Genomic DNA, 19,584 nt, shown 5'->3' with positions numbered 1-19,584 from the left:
GAGGCGTGCTAATTGTCAGCAGAGCCAGGTGCATTCATGCAAAATTTGCTATTATCGAGCCGAAAGTTCGAAGAGGAGAAGCAATATTGGCTAAACCATCTCTCGGGGGACCTTCAATTTAGCATGTTCCCTAGTGAAAAAACGAGGGGAACATGGGGTGAGCAAGTGTTTGAGGAGATGCAACTTGCATTTCCTCAACCTGTTTCAGAACAAATCTTTCGTATCTCCGGGAATACCGAAGCTGGGGCATTTATTCTTCTTCTCGCAGGTGTCACATACGTGTTACACCGTTATCTGGACAATGACGATATAACAGTAGGTATTCCCGCTTCGTCTGGTGCAGCAAATTCAAGTCAACTACGTGCTATTCGCATCAATTTTGGTGAAGAGTGTTCTTTTAAGGAACTCGTTCTTCAGCTCAGGACCCTTGTGGGTGCAGCCAGAAAGTTTAACCATCTTTCGCTGGAGAAAATTCTTGAATTGCTTGGTCATGAAGGGACAGACTTGCCAAGGGTGGCCACTGTAGTTCGAATGGACAATTTGCAGGAGAATCTACAAGAAACAGGCTCCCTAGCAGATATGGTGTTTTCACTTCAAATGTCTAAAGTAGGGCTGGCGTTACGCATGAATTACAATGCCGGATTATATTCTCGAGAAAGCATTGAACAGATTGTAGACCATGTGATGCGTGTGCTCTCGATGTGTACAGCCCATCCAGATGAGGGATTACATCATATAAAGATGCTCTCGCGCAAGGAAGACCTGGTTATTCAACATCTGAATGATACGGAGATACGTTTTCCTGAAGCTCGTTCAATCATCCAGATGATTCAGTCTTGGTCTGCACAACAGCCGGATATTCCCGCAGTGATCTGCGGAGATAATATCCTTACCTATCAAAGCTTGGATTGCAAATCAGATCAGCTTGCGAAATACCTGTTAGCTCAGGGAGTAAGATCAGGTGCCGTTGTAGGAATTCTGTTAACCCGATCGGAAGACATGCTCTTGGCTATGCTGGGTGTACTTAAGGCGGGGGCTGCTTACATGCCAATGGACCCAGCATATGCAAATAATCGGTTGCAGTTCATGCTGGAGGATAGCCAGGCTGCGATTGTGCTAACGAAGCCCGATCTGATCGGCTCACTCATATACACAGGCCAAATAATCGATATTTCTCGCATGGAAGAATGGGATGAACAACATATCTCTCTGCCGGTTGTTTCGTCGGAGCAGTTGGCTTATTTGATATATACTTCCGGATCTACAGGCAGGCCAAAAGGGGTCATGATTGAACATCTGGCACTAAGAAACTTTGTGGAAGGTGTATCCCGCAGCATTCCTTTTGAACCTGGCAAACGAATTCTCGCCCTCACAACATTCTCCTTTGATATCTTTGTACTGGAAACGCTTGGGGCACTCGCTAATGGGTTAACACTGATAATGGCGGTAGAGGAGGATCAGTTAAGTCCAAGCCGTATTGCGCATCTAATTGTTACTCACAACATTGAATTAATACAAATAACTCCTTCTCGTCTGCGAATGCTTCAGATTGGGCTTACAGTCAATTCACCGGTGTGGAGCGTAATTCAAACATTGATGATTGGAGGGGAAGCTCTACCGTATGCCTTGTATGAGGAGGTCGCGGGGATGACCTCTGCCCGAATCTACAATATGTATGGTCCCACAGAAACAACAATATGGTCGAGCATTAAGGAACTTTCGCCTACCACGACAATTTTGATTGGTCATCCAATTGCCAATACCCGTATTTATATTCTGGATAAGCGGCATCGGCATATGCCAATCGGAGCAACGGGAGAGTTATGCATCGCAGGAGATGGAGTAGCCAGAGGTTATTGGAACAGACCTGAGCTTACGGCCGAGAGGTTTGTAAAAGATCCTTTTCATGAAGGCGCTTATATGTATAAAACGGGAGATCTCGCACGTCTCAATGCTAATGGAGATCTGGAGTATCTGGGTCGTTCCGATTTTCAAGTGAAAATACGTGGTTATCGGATCGAACTCGGGGAGATCGAGAACAGGTTGCTCCAGTACCCGGCTATCACGGCTGCTGCGGTCACAGTTCAGTCCGATCAGGATGGGCAGTCCCTGTTATGTGCCTATTACACAGTAACGGAGAGCCAAAGTATCAATCAGGAGCAATTGCGATCTTTTTTGCTGACAGAGTTGCCTGAATATATGCTGCCCTCCAGATACACCATGTTGGATCATATGCCATATACGGCCAATGGGAAGTTGGACCGAAAAGCTCTTCCAGACCCCTTGCTCTTACAGGGAGAAGGGACAGATATTACACTTCCACGCAATGCATTAGAGCAGGTGCTCGCCGAATTGTGGTCGGATCTATTGCAATTGAAAGAGATTGACGTTCATGCCCGCTTCTTCGAAATTGGGGGGCATTCACTGAATGTCATCAAACTTGAGGCCGATATGGAGAGGCAGAGTATTCCGCTTACTGCTGATGAAGTGATGCGGTATGAGACTATTGCATCACTGGCTGAAGTGCTTCGAAACAAGGGGTATGAAGCGGATGAGCATAACTCTGAAAAAGAGATACTTCTTGAAGAGCAGGATATGCCAGAGACAGATGGTGCAATGGAGCAATTTACCGAAGAAGTCGGGGCAACAGCGGAAGCGGATCATCTTATGTTACATCATTCCCATAGGCCAATAGTTATCATCGCAGGAATAGAGCCGTTTAATGATGTTTTCTACAAAAACTGTTTCTATAATTCACTCTTTCCCGTATTGAAATTCTATTCGATTGGTGTACTGCCTGTGATGATCAACGACCGAATGCACTATAGATTCGATGAACATCAGGGCATACTCCGATTAGAGTATCAAGCTGTATTATCAGATGCCCAGCTAATTGAACGTATGGGGCTAACTTATGAAACGAAGACCTACAGCGAGGATGTACGAAAAGATATTATGGAGGCGGTTAAAGTGAACCGCCCAGTAATTATCCGAGTGGACTGTTATTACGAGTCCTTGCGCAAAGACATGTATTTACGTACCCACTGGCCTCATTCCTTATTAATCTATGGGTATGATCTCCAGCGGCAAGTGTTCCATGTAATAGAACATGATCACCGGGACAATCTCACGTATCAACCGATGGAGATGCCTATGAATGACATTGTACAAGCTTATGAAGGATTCGTGCGGCTTTTTATGGAGGAAGAAGAAGTACCCACGTTCTACGCATTTTCAGCTTGTGAAACGGTCTCACACAAAAGAAACAACATCATGCTGGGAGAACTGCGTGACATGTTTATTGATCATGTGCGCGTTACACCAGAGGAGATTAATCAGGAAATGAGTCATCTTCTGTCCTTCATACAGAAGACGTATCAGTTCAATGAAGAAGATTCACCTGATATGGTCTATGCTGAACTTGTTCTACAATCCATTGTAGACATTGTGAATGCCAAAAAGGTCGAAACCTATCGTATGCAACGGTTATACGAACAACATACCGATCTTGTTTCTGCTGCTCAGGCAATACAGGATCATTGGAGTGAGTTACGTAACGTGCTGGCGAAGGCGGTATATCGGGAGAATATGACACATAATCAGTGGAGAAAATTCACAAGCAAGCTGGAAGCCATTCATGAACTGGAGAAGCATAACTTAATAAATTGCTCAGGATTGGAGATCAGTCATGATTAAAAAATTGCAAATGAACGAGCCGTTAATGACTACCTACCCACATCATGCGAGTCTCTTTTCCATGCTAGATTTGGACAAGCGTTCACGTAGCTGGATTTATCATAATTTTCTATTGGTCATCCTGAGTCACAATGATGAAGGGGGCTATGGATTGGACGTCTGTTCACAATATTATCCTTGGCACAAATTCAAAATGTCGACATGCCCTATGTTGATTACAAGGGTGTACGATAGAGATATGATTTTAAAACAGTGGGAACTGCAAGATTTTATAGTGGAACTAATTCAAAAGAATAATTATATTTATTTCCTGAGAAATATTCCTGGCGGGGGTAAACATGAGGTATTCATCTCTGGATTTGATTCGGATCGTAAAGAGTTTTTGTGCCATGATTTTTGGGATGGATTCTACGGTGAGAAATGGCTTCCCTATGATGAGAACACTGTTATTCAAGATTCGAATTTCGATGCTGAATGGTCTACGGATTACCTGAACGGAATATGGGCCATTGAAAAGACAGATGAGTATAAGGAACCCAGTGAATATTATTATGAAACGGTTCTACAGTTTTCCAAAGAGGATCTAATGAATATTTTGAAAGAATACGTAGGAGAGACTAATCAAGTTCGCAGTATTCTGAGAAAGGATCACCGTTATCTTGGAAGTGAAATATACGATAAGATGATTGATATGCTGGGTATGCAGAAGGAAGGGATGCAAAATCAACCGTTTGCTATACATCCTTTTCACCTGCTCTACGAACATAAACAACTGCTTGCCCAAGCCATACTTGACTTTCTCCCCGATCCTTCGATAAAAATAAGGTTAGAAGAGCTGGTTAGCGAAGCTTTAAAACTCCGTAATCTGGTCATGTATATGAATCAATTCATCATGGAGCAGGGTGTATACAAAAAGTATGATGTCATGCTTGATAAAATCATTGAATTGAAAAATATGGAATTGGCTATTATGAAACATGTATTCGAACACGAGTATCAATCACAGTTAGGACAATAACTAATACGATGTATCGCCGATAAGATAGACCCATTCATTTAATTCTTGAATGGGTCTATTGAACTTTTCTATTATACTTTCCGATGACGTTACCCTAATATGGATAATAACCTACTTTTTATATAGGAATTATATAGTATGGAGAATGCCAAGATGCCACAATGGAAGAGAAATCTGTATATTCTGTGGTTCGGCCTGTTTTTCAATCATATGGCGTACTCGCTGTCCGTTCCGTTCTTTCCTATATTCCTGCAAAATGATCTTGGTATCCAGAGCGGTCTGGAAGCTTGGTCCGGTATTTCGATCTCCATCAGCTTTCTGATCAGTGGATTATGCGCACCCTTCTGGGGATCACTGGCTGATAAATATGGCAGCAAACTGATGCTCGTCCGTTCAGGAGTGGGGCTAGGTATTGCGCATCTCGCTAACTTCTTTGTGTACGATCCATATACGTTTATCGCGGTGAGAGTCTTTCAGGGACTCATGGCTGGTTTTCATCCCGCCTCGATTACACTGATCGGTACCAATACTCCGGAGAAACAGGTGGGTTATGCACTTGGCGTAATCTCCACGGCCAGCGCTGCGGGCGGGATTCTTGGTCCTCTTGCCGGTGGTGTGTTGAGTCATTGGATCGGACTGCGGGGATGCTTTATTGCATCAGCTGTCATTACGTTCCTCGCGGTTCTAATGGTCCTCGGTGTTAAGGAGTCACGACAAGCTCGTACGATCGTTCCAACGAGGATCATAGGGGATTTGAAAAGAGCGGCTTCCACGCCCGGCTTGATGCGAATCTACGGTTTGATTCTGCTAGTTTCGACCTCTGTACTTATCATCGAACCGGTGCTGACGCTCTATGTGGTCCAGATTGGTGGAGATGTTGGCAGTGCAACACTTAGTGCAGGGATTGTCTTCTCGGCGATTGGTGTGGCAACGGTCATTATGGGGCCGCGCTGGGGGAAGATTGGTGGAAGGATCGGATACGAGAAAACACTGTTTATTGGTCTGATTGGCGGCGGAATTGGCAGTCTGCTGCAAATGACAGCAAATAATCTGATTTATTTTGGCAGCCTGCGATTTGTTTATGGTTTATTCTTTGCCGCAGTATATCCGGCGCTTAATGCGTTGATCATCAAGTATGCTGATCACGATTTTCGTGGGAGGGCTGTCAGTCTGAGTCAGACGGCGAGTCAGTTCGGTATTGTGCTTGGACCGTTAATCGGTGGTTTTCTCGGTGGATGGATCGGCATTCCGTATATTTTTCTCTTCACAGGGATTGTATTGCTTGGAGCGGCTTGGGCAGTCAGAGTTAGTGATGTGAAACAGGCGGATAAACGGGGATTAGGCATGGCAGCAGCAGAAGCTGGCGGAAACAGCATAAAGAAATGACGAAACGACTCTCAGAGATAAAAGGATACTCGAACTGAATGGTCATCACTACAATCTAGGGAGGAATATATATGTCGCAACGACAATTGAAATTGGGAGCTAATCTAAACGGAGTGGGTAACAGCATTTCCTTTTGGCGTCACCCGGATATTCCCATTAACGCGAGCGTTAGTCTGGAGTTCTACAAGAAGCAGGTGCGTATCGCGGAAAAAGGGAAGTTTGATCTGCTCTTTATTGCAGATGGTCTCTTTATCAACGAGAAGTCCAATCCTCATTTTCTCAATCGCTTCGAACCATTGACGCTTCTGTCCGCACTCGCCGGGGCAACTTCCCACATCGGGCTGGTTGCTACATTATCTACTTCCTATAGTGAACCCTTCACGGTTGCGCGGCAATTTGCCTCATTGGATCAATTAAGCGGTGGGAGAGCCGGGTGGAATGTGGTTACTTCACCTCTGGAAGGTTCGGCCCTTAACTTTGGCAAAGGCGAACATCCGAACCATGCGCTACGCTACGAAATTGCGGAAGAACATCTGAATGTGGTCAAAGGCCTTTGGGATTCCTGGGAGGACGATGCCTTTATCGGAGACAAAGAGCAGGGCGTATTTTTCGATCCTGCCAAGCTACATACGCTAAATCACAAGGGAGAGCACTTCTCGGTACAGGGTCCACTTAATGTGGGGCGTTCGAAGCAGGGGCATCCGGTCATTTTCCAAGCGGGCTCATCTGAATCTGGTAAAGATCTGGCCGCCCGATCGGCGGATGCCGTCTACACAGGACATGAGACGCTGCAAGAAGCAAGGGAGTTCTACCGTGATGTGAAGGCAAGAGCGGTTGCATATGGACGTCAGGCAGAGGATATCCTGATCTTCCCTGGCATTGGTCCCATTGTGGGCAGAACGGAGGAAGAGGCGGAGCAGAAGTATCAGGAAATTGCCGAACTGGTGAGTATTGATCAGGCGTTGAATTATCTGGGCCGGTACTTCGATCATTATGACTTCTCCCAGCACGCGCTGGACGAACCTTTCCCCGAGATTGGGGAGATTGGGAGCAACAGCTTCCGCAGTACAACAGACAAGATCAAGCAGCAGGCACGAGAACAAGGGCTAACCCTGCGCCAAGTGGCATTGCTGGCATCCACTCCACGTACATCGTTCATTGGTACACCGGATCAGATCGCAGATCGGATTCAGGAATGGTTTGAAGGCGAAGCGGCAGACGGATTCAATGTACGTACCGTGGTACCCAATGGCTTGGAAGATTTCGTGGAGCTAGTTGTCCCGGTTCTGCAAGAACGAGGGCTGTTCCGTACGGAGTATGAACATGAGACGCTACGGGAGAATCTGGGTCTTAAGATCCCGCGTAACCGGTATACGTTAGAGAGTGTAAGATAGAAAAGATAGAGCGGTAATGACGTTAATATAACGTTGTTGCGGCTCTTTTTTAATGGTTTCTTTTTCGGAGAGTACTGCTATTATAAAATGATAAAGAAAATGATATACAAGCCGTAATTCCAGACGAGTCACAGGAGGAGATTGGGATGATTAGAGGGTTAACAAATGCGGGACTGGGCAACATCGAGTCTGATGAACAATATATCATAGATGCGGTCAAACACGGATTCGGATCTGTAGATTTGAATCCGCTCTCATTGATTGAAACGTATGGCAAAGAACAGGCAAAACATCTGCTGGAAAGTAATCAGGTGATCATCGGTTCATCGGGCCTGACGGTAGAGTGGCGGACGACAGATGAGCAGTTTCGTGAGGGATTGCAATCGTTGGTCGCTATGGCAGAAGCTTCTGCTTCGCTGGACTGTTACAGCTGTTGCACGTATATTTTACCCTCAACGGATCAACCGGCAGCACAATTTATGGCGGCGGCTACGAAACGCTTGAGACTCTGCGCAGATATCTTGGACGCTTACGGGATTAAGTTGGGGCTGGAGTTTGTGGGATGCCATCATTTGCGGACGCAATGGAAGAATCCGTTTATTTGGCGTGTGGAAGATACGCTAGACTGGATCGAGACGATCCATGCGCCTAACGTAGGTTTACTGGTAGATTCCTATCACTGGCATACAAATGGTTTACCGATGGAAGATCTGTTGAAGTTGAAGAAAGAGCAGATTGTTCATGTGCATATCAACGATGCTTATGATTTGCCGATCGAGGAATTGCTGGATTATGAGCGTTTGTACCCCGGCGAAGGGGTCATTAATCTGGGTGGGTTTCTGAGAAACCTGCAGGCGATTGGTTACAATGGCGTGGTGGCTCAGGAAGTACTGGCACCGGCATCGAATCTAAGTTTGAGTGAAATATTGGCTAAGTCGAAAGCAGGTTTTGACAAGGTGTTTGCCGCAATCTAAGTTACTGAAAAAAAGGATGGGGTGTTCCTAGCTATGTTTGTGGCTTATGGAACACCCCTGTTCTTGTACAATTAATCCAGTACGCCGTGATCTTTCATCAGTTGTGTCGTAACGATCCACAGTCTGTTTTGCATGGCCTCATCTCCGCCAGGATGGATAGGAACAATAGATGCTCCAGTTCCCACATTGAAATATCCTCCCGAAACCTCGCCATACTTCGAATCCACAGCCAACTGACTAATGATATCCGCACCCCGGCGCGGGTCGCCAATGTGCAAAAAGGTTAACATGCGTTCAAGCACACTTGCAAACCATAGCTCTCGTCCTAGACCCGTAACATTAAAGCCAGGATTCAAGGCATTTACGCGAATTCCGGTTCCACGCCATTGTCTGGCTAGTTCACCAGTAAACATAATATTGAGGAGTTTGGTTTTGCCATAGATTGGAGAGGAACCGCGTGCAGTAAAAGGAGTGATATCCGTTAAGTCATCTGGCAACACCAGGGTGCCGTGATTCCGCGAAGCTTCAGATGCAACATTGACGACACGGGCATGGCCCGACTGAATCAGGGAAGATTGCAATGTGTGCGTTAACAGCCAAGGTGCCAAATAGTTGACGGCAATCATCTCGGCATATCCTTCGGACGTGACTCTCTGTTCAAAAGCATGAAGTCCGGCATTATTCAAAAGTACGTCTATACGCGGATAAGCGGCTGCAATCTCTAACCCAATACGTTTTACATCACTCAGTAAGGACAAGTCTCCATAGAAAAATTCGATTTTAGCAGAAGGTATGATTTCCTTGATTTTGTACCTGGTAGCCTCTGCGCGTTCCTTGCTTCGAGCTGTAAGTATAAGATGTGCCCCGCGTTTGGCGAGTTCCGTGGCAGCAAGCTGCCCTAAACCGCTTGTTGCTCCGGTAATTACAATAATGGGATGTTTAGTTTTCATGAGAAGATCTCCTTTTGACACAAATAGATTCGAAATTATATAATGGACATAAATCAACTATAAATATTAATTGATATTTGTCAACTACATTTCGAGAAGTCTACTTTCATGTATCTGGGAGAGGGAGTTAACAATAATGAGTGAAAATCTAGTCAAAACCAAAGATAGAGCAACCCTCGAGCTAGCGCTGGGTGAGCAGATTCATGCACTGATCAGTGCTTCGCATGCGCTTAACGTTCGATCTGCCGAGCGTTTTGATGCGAACCTGCAACCTGCCGCTTTTCAACTGGTTCGGTGGCTCTACTCCTATGGCCCAACAAGCGCCGCGGCTTTGGCAGAAGCGAATGCAATGGACCGCAGCTCGGTCAGCCGATTAATCAAACAACTCGAAAAGTCAGGATATGTTAGCAAAGAGCAAGACCCCAACGATCGCCGCGGGGTGTTACTGTCTCTTACGGAACTTGGCCAACAATCAACGGTTGGTGCACTCAAAGAGAAAGAGTCAGCTTTTTATGACCGTATATCCAGATGGAATGATAGGGAACTGGAGCGTTTCACCGCCATGCTCAGGCAGTTTAATGGATTGGAAGAAAAGTGAGAGGAACAATAATGTGGATTGTATTTGATACCTGAACCATAGGACATGTCACCATTGAGCGAGGTAGACTACAAATTCATAGCAAAAGCGAACATCTGGTGATGTCCGCTCGAGAAGTTCCCAGATCATTTTATAGTTTCCAGGGAAGCTGCGGGATTTTATATCGGAAACCCTCATTCTTTTCTTTTCTCACATATATCCAAGGTGGTGGGACAGGGGTGCCTAGTGCTTTATACAAGACATTCCCTTCATCGCTTACGGAATATTCTTCGATACTATTTTGCATATCCTCCCAATGAACCTTACCTTGGTAAGACAGTGTCTGCCCTTGAACGATAACATGAGGTGCACCTGAAATAACTCTCTGCGTTATGTTGAGAACTCCAACCTTTCCTGAGGACAACATCATCAATTCGCTCATGAAAAGTATAATAATCAAAATGACTATGCTCACAATCCATCGCTTTTTTCTCATTTTGTGACCTCCACTACCTAGGGATCATTCCCTCATAGTTAATGTCTTTTAATGACATAATCTCGTCAGAGATGGTATTGATTTTGACTGAATAGGGCTTAATAGCTTGAAGGAATTCATTAATGGTTTTCTTGCGATCTTTATCAAAGACGACAGATGTTATGTGATGCTCCTTTAATACGTTATCGTTCATTATGACTTGTTTAGAATAACTTACTGAATTACTATAATCGATTAGATGCGTAACCCCCGTGAATTTGCCACTAGTTAATGTGCCTTTGGAGAATTCGGATGGTTTAATCCCGATATATTTTTCTGAAGAACCGTGTTTCTTGTTATAATTGATAATCGTGTCAAAAAAGTCCTTATCCCCGGTTAACTTTTCGTTGAAATAATCATTTTTGAGAGCAATCGTAGTCGTATGATCGGTATATCCTAGTGAGACAGTATCTGAAGAGTGGATTGCGTAATATCCCTGAGACATCTTGCCCTGATTGAATGTTCCATCGTTAATGGTGTTGTTGTAACGGTCATGTACAGGGTAAACCTTGCCATCAGAAGTAAGATACTGTACTTCTAACCATTGCGTAATTTCTTTTCCTTTACCATGATATGTATCATTAATCCATGATCCGGTGTAGGCTTTTGTAGTGAATTCACCTGTTCCATGGCCCATATTAGATTCATTGTAATCCTCAAAGGGGACACCTCCACCTTCAACTAATGTATATGTATACTTGCCTTTTCCTTGCCGCTTACCACTCACCCAATCTCCAGAGTAAACTTCGGTTTCTCCCCATCTCGCGGTTCCTTTACCATGAGGTTTCCCGTTTAAAACTTCACCATAGTACGTCGCTCCATCTGACAATTTTAAGTTTACTTTCTTCGATGCTGCTTCTGTTGGAGTAGAGCTTGATAATAGTACAATGATGACGATAATCGTTAATCCAAAACCTAGATAGAATCTTTTCAAAAGTGTGCAACTCCTTCAATGAATAATGATCTTTGCGTTATTTTGCCATCTTCAACATTATCGGTTTATGTATCGTATTTTTCCAGTTTAAATATAAAGTGGAGATAGGTCGGATTTCACAAACAACTCGCCCCCATTTCACAAAAGTAAAGATGTAAAGGCTGATACAAAATCCCGCTCAACCCAAAGTACCTGCGGCTTCATGGCATATTATGCCTGTAGTGCGTGGGTACTTTTTTTCTATACTCAGCGTATACGTAACCCTGATCTTTTTACACAACCCACTATTTTCTCCTTATCATCATTCCTCCTACGCCAGTTCTCCTCCTAATGATCCACAGCAGTGGTGGAACTTTCCTGAATCGTGAACAATCTCTGAATTTTGCATCACCTCCTAATTGCTGCGTTATCCCTAGATTCACTCCCCCAATATGGAGCAGTATAGAGTATAACTTCGTTAGGATAAGTTAGAAAAACCTTTAACGGAATATGAAAGAATGCAGGTATATGTAAAATTTTAAATACATGCTTCCAGGCCGTTGACCCTGCCCCCAAAAGTTTCTTATATTTACTCCCGACACAACAACTCAGAACGGGTGGTGGGATGATTTTGTTCATTAATACAGGCAAGAAAATGCTCGCTATACTTACACTTATACCCTTGGCTACAGGGATGGTCATGGGAGCTTTCCCTGCTGAGATAACGTATGCAGATGCGGGAGATAGCTCGCCAGTCAACAGCTCGGCAACAGGTTCTTGGCAAACGGGAGATTTGCATGTACATACGTTTGAGTCTGATGATGCACAGGTTTCACTGGAGAACGTGCTCGATGCGGGTTTAACCAAATATGGGCTGGACTGGATCGCACTTACGGATCATTTGCGGTTATCCAAGCGAGATCACAACGGCGTAGACATTCCAAGTGGGTCAATCCCCATGTCTCAAGGAATGAATGAATATCAGGTACCACAGATCAAGGCACTTCAGGATGCAGGCAAATACACAGGTAAAACGATCTTTTCCGGTTTCGAATGGGACATGCCAACACATGAACACGTTGGGGTGGGGATTCTTACGGATGAGCCGAACTCAACCGAAGCGCTTAACGCTGCCAAGGAATTCGAGTACCGCTTCACGAATCGCGCAGCGAACCTGTTTAATGCGGCGGACGTAGCGAAATGGGATCAGAACGGAGGGCGTGCTTACACGTCTCATCAGGATGCGTTGGCTGCCATCAACTGGCTTGCAACGAACTATCCAATGACAAGTTATGCGATGATCAACCACCCTTCACGCGGCAAAAACAAATATACGATCGCGGACTTCCGTGAGTTCAACGATCTGGCTCCACAAGTGGTATTCGGTATCGAAGGCATGCTGGGTAACCAGATGGAACCGGATCGTGGAGGGTACAACACAATCTACAATGTGGCTAATCCGACCGCAGATGATGGATACAAATACCGTACATACGGCGGTGTAGACTATATGGTCGCCAAGGTTGGCGGACTATGGGATGCATTGCTGGGAGAAGGACGTCACTTCTGGAACTATGGCAATTCGGATTATCATTTCAAGACGATTGGCACGAATTCCAGTGGTTATTTTCCGGGCGAATATGCCAAGACGTATTCCTGGGTTGAGGGCACAGGCATGCAGGCAGTACTGGATGGACTGCGTTCGGGGAAATCATTTTCCGTATTCGGTGATCTGATCAACGCATTGGACTTCACTGCTTCCGGAGCGGGTGCTCAGGTTGAGATGGGCGGAGACCTGAATGTGACCCAAGGCGATGAAGTTGAGCTGAAGATCCGCTTCAAGAGTCCAACGACAAGCAACAACTATGAAAATCCAATCAACAGCGGCACGTCCGCTGGACAAGTACCCGTGGTGGATCATGTCGATCTCATCGCTGGGGATGTGACAGCCAAGGCACAGAAGGGCACAGCCGCATATAACAAAGACACCAACGACTCTACCAAAGTACTGGCTACCTTCACATCCAACGATTGGACGACAGATGCCGAAGGCTATAATGTCATCACGTACAAGATCAAAGCCACAGATCAGGACAAGTATTTCCGCCTGCGCGGTACCAATCTGGGCATGAACGTGACAGGTGAGACTGTAGACGGTGAACCACAACTCGATCAAAAGAATACGACAGCTGATGCAACGACCCGTTTTAATCAAATTAACGATAGCAACTATCGCGATCTGTGGTTCTACTCCAACCCAATCTTCGTGAGTGCCACACCGTACAGTGACACACAGGCGGTAACCGATACGCTTGAAGCAATCGATCTGGGCGATCTGAACGCGGTCCATTCCGATCTTACCCTTCCTGTTGAAGGGAAGCATGGTGCAACCATTAGCTGGTCCAGCTCCAAGCCGGAACTAATGAATAACGAGGGCAAGCTGCTATTGCAACCGGACAATAATGAGCGATTGGAACTGACGGCAACCGTGCAACGTGGCACGGAATCTCAACCCAAAACGTTCACTGTCATTGTGGAAGGCACGAATAATCAGGCGCTGGTGTTAAAAAGCAACATGACAACCGCTGACGGCCAGCCGTATCACACGGATACATGGACGAACCAGTCTGTAACCGTTAGTGTAACCAGCGCAGTATACGCGCCTGCTACTTCTGCGATCATCGAGTTGTCTCGTGATGGAGAGCAGACGTACGAAGCATATGCAGAGAATACACCTTTGGAGATAACGGAGCCGGGAGAGCACAACCTTTTATTCCGAGCAACAGATGATCTGGAACAAACGTATACTTTACCTCTGGTCATTGAAATAGACCGTGAGATTCCCGTCATCACCCTGCAAGGTAGCAGCCAGATGACGCTGAATGTGGGAGACACATACAACGAGCCTGGAACACAGGCTTCCGATAATGTCGGCATCCGTGGTTCCGTGCAGGTGGATGGCACGGTGAACACACAAGCGGCAGGAATCTACACCCTTCGGTATAACGTGAAGGATATCGCTGGTAATGCTGCACAGGAAGTTATCCGTACCGTAACTGTACAAGCCCGCTCAGGCAATGGCGGCGGGGGTTCAGGTGGAGGTAATGGAGGCAACTCTGGTGGGAATTCTGGAGGAAGTACACCAAGTGTACCAACAACGCCAACCGTTCCAACCACACCAACGAACCCGGAAACGGGGTCAGATTCATCCACTGAAGTGAAGGTAGAGGTGGAAGTGAATCAGCCGGTCCAAACGGGTTTGAAAGACATCGTGCAATTCAATGTTCCATCGGGAGCCATTGGTTCCAAGGATACGCTGCAAGTGTCTGTGGTTACCAAGGACAAGTTGCAGAATACAGCTTCCCTGAATGTACTTGGACAAGCTGTACAGATCAGCCGCAGTGGCGGAAGAACGTTGAATGAGCAGGCGGCATTGAGCCTGAATGTGGATTCGGCAGTGTTGCCTAATGGCACCCAACCTGCAATCTATTACTATAATGAAGCTCGTCAGAGCTGGGTATTTATCGGTGGCAAGATGAATGCAGCAGGAAGCATAACGGCCAATGTTAATCATCTGGGTACATTCGTTGTGTCCAGTTACACACCGGTGAATCTGTCTGACCTGAATGGACACTGGGCTTCCGACTACGCAGATCGTTTGTTGGGCATGAACGTGATTCAAGGTTACACAGATGGTACATTCCAACCATCGAAGAAGATCACACGGGCAGAGTTTGTTACGTTGCTCAGTAAGGCGCTGGTATTGAAGTCCGTGGAGTCGGATCTGACATTTGCAGATCAGGGCAGTCTGCCAGACTGGGCAAAAGGTGATATTGCCGCAGCCGTACAAGTCGGAATCGTGAAAGGCTACGGTGACAACACATTCAAGCCTGATCGGACGATTACCCGTGCCGAGATGGCTGTCATGATGGCGAATGCGCTGAAAGTAAGTTCAGATGCACAAGCCGGAATGTCCGGTAATACCTCCGTTAAACCAAGTTTCACCGATGCATCGCAGACGCCATCTTGGGCACAAGAAGCACTGGATGCAGCGGTGCAGGCCAAGATTGTGAGTGGATATACGGACCATACGGTTCGGGCAGGAAGTGAAACGACCCGAGCGGAAGCTGCGACGATGATCTATAACTTGTTGCTGGCCATGTATGTGTAAGGAGTAACGAATAGAATTAACCGTATATAAAGCAGATAAAAAAAACTGATATCCTTTTGGGGTATCAGTTTTTTTGGGATTAAGACTATCTCATCTTGGATGATATTTGAGACGTGCCATTGCTTTAATTCACGAAACGAAAAGACAAGTTACTGTGTTAGAATAAGTTAGGTTTGGATGATGAAACGGTGGGGGCTAGAAAATGAACAAAACGGAGCGGCAACTTGCGATTACGCTTGAATTGCAGCGAAGGAAGATGCTACGAGCAGAAGATTTAGCTGCTCAATTGGAGATAAGTGTACGTACGATATATCGAGATATACAGGCATTAAGTGAGGCTGGTGTTCCGATCATGGGAGCTCCGGGTCATGGGTATTCCCTCATGGAAGGATATTTTCTGCCCCCAGTAAGCTTCACCGCAGAAGAAGCCGTATCCCTGCTCATGGGAGCTGATTTTATCGAACAGAGATTGGATACAGAATACGCGATGGAGGCTAAGTCGGCTCAACGAAAAATTGAAGCGATTTTACCAGAATCCGTTCGTGACGAATCCACACGTGTTCGGGAAACGATGCGACTGCTTCATACGGTTGAACCTTTAACCCGAGCGCGGGTGAAGACATACCTTAACCAGATACGTAATGCTATTCTGGAGCAACGTAAAATCAGTTTTATGTACCTGAAAAAAATGCCAGGAACGGATGGCAATCGGTATAATATGCGTGAGGTTTCACCCTACGGACTCTCACTGGTTCAGGAGAATTGGATGTTAATTGCACGTTGTGATATGCGACAAGACATCCGTCATTTTCGTTTGTCACGGATGACTGAACTTTCCGTGCTGGAGGATCAATTCCTTTTGCCACCGGATTTTGATCTAAACAGTTATCGACCTCCTGACGACCGTAACGAACAAGTATTAATCAGAGCAAAACCTGAAATTGCTGACAAAGTTATGGAGGCCCTACATTTTTATATGGATGCATTTGAGGAGCTAGAGGAAGGTTTCATTTTTCATTTTCGTGTCCGCTACCCGGAAGAAATATTGCATTATTTACTTGGCTGGGGTGGAGATATCGAGGTCTTGGAGCCGGAGTCTTTGCGCTTCCGAATGCAGGAAGTAGCCAAAAACATCTTAAAACACTACTGACATACACCTGTCAGTAGTGTTTTTTTATACTTTGGTATATCACAGATCAAGAGGAGTGGGTTGAAGGATGAGAAGTACAACGGAAGTATTGAAATCATTTGAAACGGCAGTAGAACGATATTTGGCAGAACTGAACAAATTGGATATGGGTAGCTTACTTAAAAAACAAAGTGAAGAGGAATGGTCCATTGGACAGATGTATGTACATTTGATTCAATCAGCGCTTTTCTTGCATCTGCATAATATTGAGCAGTGTTTGAGTAGTGAGGATTCGACTTTAAACTTGGGGGAGGAAAAAACAGAACTGGGTAGGCAAGTGTTTGAATTAGGACAATTCCCTCCCATTCCCGTAAAGGTTCCTGCTTCCCCTCAGTACACCCCGCAACCACCCGAGAGCATGGAGTCCTTGATCGATGGGCTTCACATGGTCGTGGAACGGATGAGGAGTACGGCATCTGTTCTACCCCAAGCGTCCGTAAACAACAAAATACGTCATCCAAGGCTTGGCGCTCTAAATGCTCAGGAGTGGTTTTTGTTGATAGAGATGCACTACAGACATCATTTTTTACAATTGGATCGATTGAAATCGAATCTGGAAAGGTAAACAAGAGAAGGGGATGGGATGTATTCATGAAACCAAATCAGGACAGCAGATATTGGATTGGCGTTGTATCTGCTTCTCATGTAAATGTAGCCGTAGAGGGAGGGTTTGCGCAGTTGTGCCATGGCAAGTCAGCGCTGTTGCGACAGATGTCCCCGGGTGATTGGCTGATATACTATTCTCCACGCACAGACATATCAACTGGCAAGCCACTTCAGGCTTTTACCGCTATTGGTCAAATTACCGATGACAGGATATACCAATATCAGATGTCTGAATCCTTTATACCCTTTCGCCGAGATCTCCGTTATCTTCCGTGTCAAGAAGTAAAGATCGCAACGTTGTTAGACCAACTTAGTTTTACACGCGGAAATCGCAATTGGGGGTTTCCATTTCGTAAAGGTCAATTTGAAATTGGAGCTGAAGACTTCATGATGATAGCATCCTCCATGTTGGAAGATGAGACACAGTCACTACTGGATATTAGCTTAAGCCAGGGATGTTAACCAAACCAAAAGGCCCATAGATTGTCTATGGACCTTTTTGCTTTATGGATAATCATATCCTCCACCGTTGATATTACATTTACGAAGACGATGGATTCCCAAGGAAAGACCTTTAATCGCCCCGTATTTCTCAATAGCTTGAATCATATACACAGAACAGCTTGGTTCAAAACGACATTTGTTCCTCACCTCAATGGGGGCAAAACGTTGATAAATTCTAATACTCCATATCAGGATCACTCTAACACGTCGTAGAACTATGAAGAACATACTTGCTATGAAAACAATCTGTGCACTTAGCAAAGCATATACTGGAATGAATGGATTCAAGAGATAAAAACATATCATAGAGATGATTAGCCCTGCGAATAATGCAAGTGAAACGTTAAGCAAAGACTTCAACCAATCGATTTCTGGAATAACATGAGTTCTTATATAGAAACTGCTTCGAGGATCGTTTTCTTCATGATGTGTATGTAAGAGTCTAATAAGTTCTTCTTCGGATGGCATGTTATTAAATATCAGTTCCTCAGATTCTGAGTTTCTCATGATTGTTGTACTATTATTAAATCTCTCTGTAGAAAATAAGCATATAATGATGCGTTGTAACAGGTTGCTGGAGACAACCGGGCTTCTCAGTGATGGATAGCGACTCCATCGATTGATAGGTCCATCCAGATTGTGCTTTGTGATTAATGATATCCGCAAATAAATTAACAGCAGCCTGAGTATCACCTCGGTTTACTTGAACATTTTTCGGACCTGGAACAACTGTGTACTCTCTCATTTAAATCTTCCTTTCGTATGTTGGAATTATGGCAATAGACATTCCATTATTTTACTATGGGGATGGTAAACTGTCGATTGAAACTTATTAGATGGGATTGGATTAAATGATAGGCCATCTAACAGGATGGTCTTTGTTGTTATTAAGGTTTAAATTCAAGTAGAAAAGTCAATAAAAGCTCTGTAAGCAACGCTGTACAATCCCTTGAAAACCAGTACAATTGAACCTATAAAACCATGAGATAAAGAGAGGTATTTCTCCATGACGGATACAAGTGGGAATCGTAAAGTTGACGGCTATCTAAAGAAACTCAAAACGTGGAAGGAAGAGTCCACGAAGCTGAGAGAGATTATTCGGGATTTTGAACTGACAGAGGATATGAAATGGATGCATCCTTGTTACATGCTGGATGGGAAAAACATCGTCTTAATCCATGGATTCAAAGAATACGTGGCTATTCTGTTTTTCAAAGGTGCTCTACTGAAGGATACACACGGCATTTTGGTCCAGCAAACGGAGAATGTACAGGCAGAACGCCAGCTTCGCTTCACCAGTCTGGAGCAGATTGTGGAGCAGGAGGCTATGATCAAAGCCTATATCCAGCAAGCGATTGAAGTGGAACAAGCCGGACTGCAAGTGGAAATGAAAAAGACTGCCGAATATAGCGTTCCCGAGGAACTTCAGCAGCAATTCGATGAGAATCCTGCTTTCCGAGATGCATTTGAAGCACTGACACCCGGACGTCAGCGGGCATATCTCTATTATTTCTCACAACCGAAGCAATCCAAAACAAAAGTGTCACGAATAGAGAAGTACATGCAGCCGATCCTGGAGGGCAAAGGATTGAATGATTAATCTTATAACAATATATTTGAGGGAAATTAAGAGTTAAAACGAGTTGAAAGCCTTTCAGATATAATTCGAAA

Annotated in this window: 16 protein-coding genes; 11 read left to right on the top strand and 5 right to left on the bottom strand. The window is 45.0% G+C overall.

The genetic code is table 11. The features are described 5' to 3' along the window. Positions 1-12: 12 nt before the first annotated feature. From MHI12_RS22690 to MHI12_RS22670, 5 genes are all read left to right on the top strand, one after another. On the top strand, positions 13-3,696 hold the full coding sequence (locus tag MHI12_RS22690; RefSeq protein ID WP_405170414.1) for an amino acid adenylation domain-containing protein: 3,684 nt from the start codon (positions 13-15) through the stop codon (positions 3,694-3,696). Next, positions 3,689-4,714 carry a hypothetical protein gene (locus MHI12_RS22685; protein WP_405170413.1) on the top strand — a complete coding sequence of 342 codons (1,026 nt, stop codon included), beginning with the start codon at positions 3,689-3,691 and terminating at the stop codon, positions 4,712-4,714. The genes MHI12_RS22690 and MHI12_RS22685 overlap by 8 nt, the downstream gene beginning before the upstream one ends. 153 nt (positions 4,715-4,867) lie before the next feature. Beyond that, the gene (locus MHI12_RS22680; RefSeq protein WP_405170412.1) at positions 4,868-6,100 is read left to right on the top strand and encodes an MFS transporter; all 1,233 of its coding nucleotides are present in this window, start codon (positions 4,868-4,870) and stop codon (positions 6,098-6,100) included. 71 nt (positions 6,101-6,171) lie between these two features. Continuing rightward, a complete protein-coding gene (locus MHI12_RS22675) occupies positions 6,172-7,494 on the top strand; it encodes an LLM class flavin-dependent oxidoreductase (RefSeq protein ID WP_405170411.1) in 1,323 nt (440 codons plus the stop codon). 146 nt (positions 7,495-7,640) lie between these two features. Then, positions 7,641-8,468, top strand: coding sequence for a sugar phosphate isomerase/epimerase family protein (locus MHI12_RS22670; protein ID WP_405170410.1), 828 nt, complete (start codon positions 7,641-7,643; stop codon positions 8,466-8,468). Positions 8,469-8,539: 71 nt separating this feature from the next. Here the strand turns inward: MHI12_RS22670 and MHI12_RS22665 are convergent, their stop codons facing one another. Continuing rightward, positions 8,540-9,418 carry an SDR family NAD(P)-dependent oxidoreductase gene (locus MHI12_RS22665; protein ID WP_405170409.1) on the bottom strand — a complete coding sequence of 293 codons (879 nt, stop codon included), beginning with the start codon at positions 9,416-9,418 and terminating at the stop codon, positions 8,540-8,542. Between the two features lie 136 nt (positions 9,419-9,554). Between MHI12_RS22665 and MHI12_RS22660 the strand changes: the two genes are divergently transcribed. Further along, positions 9,555-10,016, top strand: coding sequence for a MarR family winged helix-turn-helix transcriptional regulator (locus MHI12_RS22660; RefSeq protein WP_405170408.1), 462 nt, complete (start codon positions 9,555-9,557; stop codon positions 10,014-10,016). A 130-nt stretch (positions 10,017-10,146) separates the two neighbouring features. On the opposite strand, the gene MHI12_RS22655 is transcribed toward MHI12_RS22660, so the two are convergent. Together MHI12_RS22655 and MHI12_RS22650 are read right to left on the bottom strand one after the other, a co-directional pair. Next, on the bottom strand, positions 10,147-10,491 hold the full coding sequence (locus tag MHI12_RS22655; protein WP_405170407.1) for a hypothetical protein: 345 nt from the start codon (positions 10,489-10,491) through the stop codon (positions 10,147-10,149). Between the two features lie 13 nt (positions 10,492-10,504). After that, positions 10,505-11,464 (bottom strand): hypothetical protein, encoded by a 960-nt coding sequence (locus MHI12_RS22650; protein ID WP_405170406.1) that lies wholly within the window; start codon positions 11,462-11,464, stop codon positions 10,505-10,507. 610 nt (positions 11,465-12,074) lie between these two features. On the opposite strand from MHI12_RS22650, the gene MHI12_RS22645 reads away from it, so the two are divergent. From MHI12_RS22645 to MHI12_RS22630, 4 genes are all read left to right on the top strand, one after another. Next, complete coding sequence (locus tag MHI12_RS22645) at positions 12,075-15,614, top strand: S-layer homology domain-containing protein (protein ID WP_405170405.1); 3,540 nt, start codon at positions 12,075-12,077, stop codon at positions 15,612-15,614. 202 nt (positions 15,615-15,816) lie between these two features. Next, positions 15,817-16,764 carry a helix-turn-helix transcriptional regulator gene (locus tag MHI12_RS22640; RefSeq protein WP_405170404.1) on the top strand — a complete coding sequence of 316 codons (948 nt, stop codon included), beginning with the start codon at positions 15,817-15,819 and terminating at the stop codon, positions 16,762-16,764. A gap of 67 nt (positions 16,765-16,831) precedes the next feature. After that, the gene (locus MHI12_RS22635) at positions 16,832-17,368 is read left to right on the top strand and encodes a DinB family protein (protein WP_405170403.1); all 537 of its coding nucleotides are present in this window, start codon (positions 16,832-16,834) and stop codon (positions 17,366-17,368) included. A gap of 26 nt (positions 17,369-17,394) precedes the next feature. Next, positions 17,395-17,871 (top strand): EVE domain-containing protein, encoded by a 477-nt coding sequence (locus MHI12_RS22630; protein ID WP_405170402.1) that lies wholly within the window; start codon positions 17,395-17,397, stop codon positions 17,869-17,871. 42 nt (positions 17,872-17,913) lie between these two features. Here the strand turns inward: MHI12_RS22630 and yidD are convergent, their stop codons facing one another. Then, a complete protein-coding gene (yidD, locus tag MHI12_RS22625; protein ID WP_405173038.1) occupies positions 17,914-18,141 on the bottom strand; it encodes a membrane protein insertion efficiency factor YidD in 228 nt (75 codons plus the stop codon). A gap of 295 nt (positions 18,142-18,436) precedes the next feature. After that, entirely contained in the window at positions 18,437-18,658 is a 222-nt protein-coding gene (locus tag MHI12_RS22620) for a hypothetical protein (protein WP_405170401.1), read from the bottom strand. 261 nt (positions 18,659-18,919) lie between these two features. On the opposite strand from MHI12_RS22620, the gene MHI12_RS22615 reads away from it, so the two are divergent. After that, positions 18,920-19,513, top strand: a complete 594-nt coding sequence (locus MHI12_RS22615; protein ID WP_315370892.1) for a YdeI family protein — start codon at positions 18,920-18,922, stop codon at positions 19,511-19,513. The last annotated feature ends 71 nt before the right edge of the window (positions 19,514-19,584 follow it).

Origin of the sequence: Paenibacillus sp. FSL H8-0280 (assembly GCF_045040665.1) — a bacterium.
GTDB lineage: Bacteria > Bacillota > Bacilli > Paenibacillales > Paenibacillaceae > Paenibacillus > Paenibacillus xylanexedens_A.
Note: the sequence above shows the minus strand (reverse complement) of the source record. Positions and strands in the feature narration are given on the sequence as shown.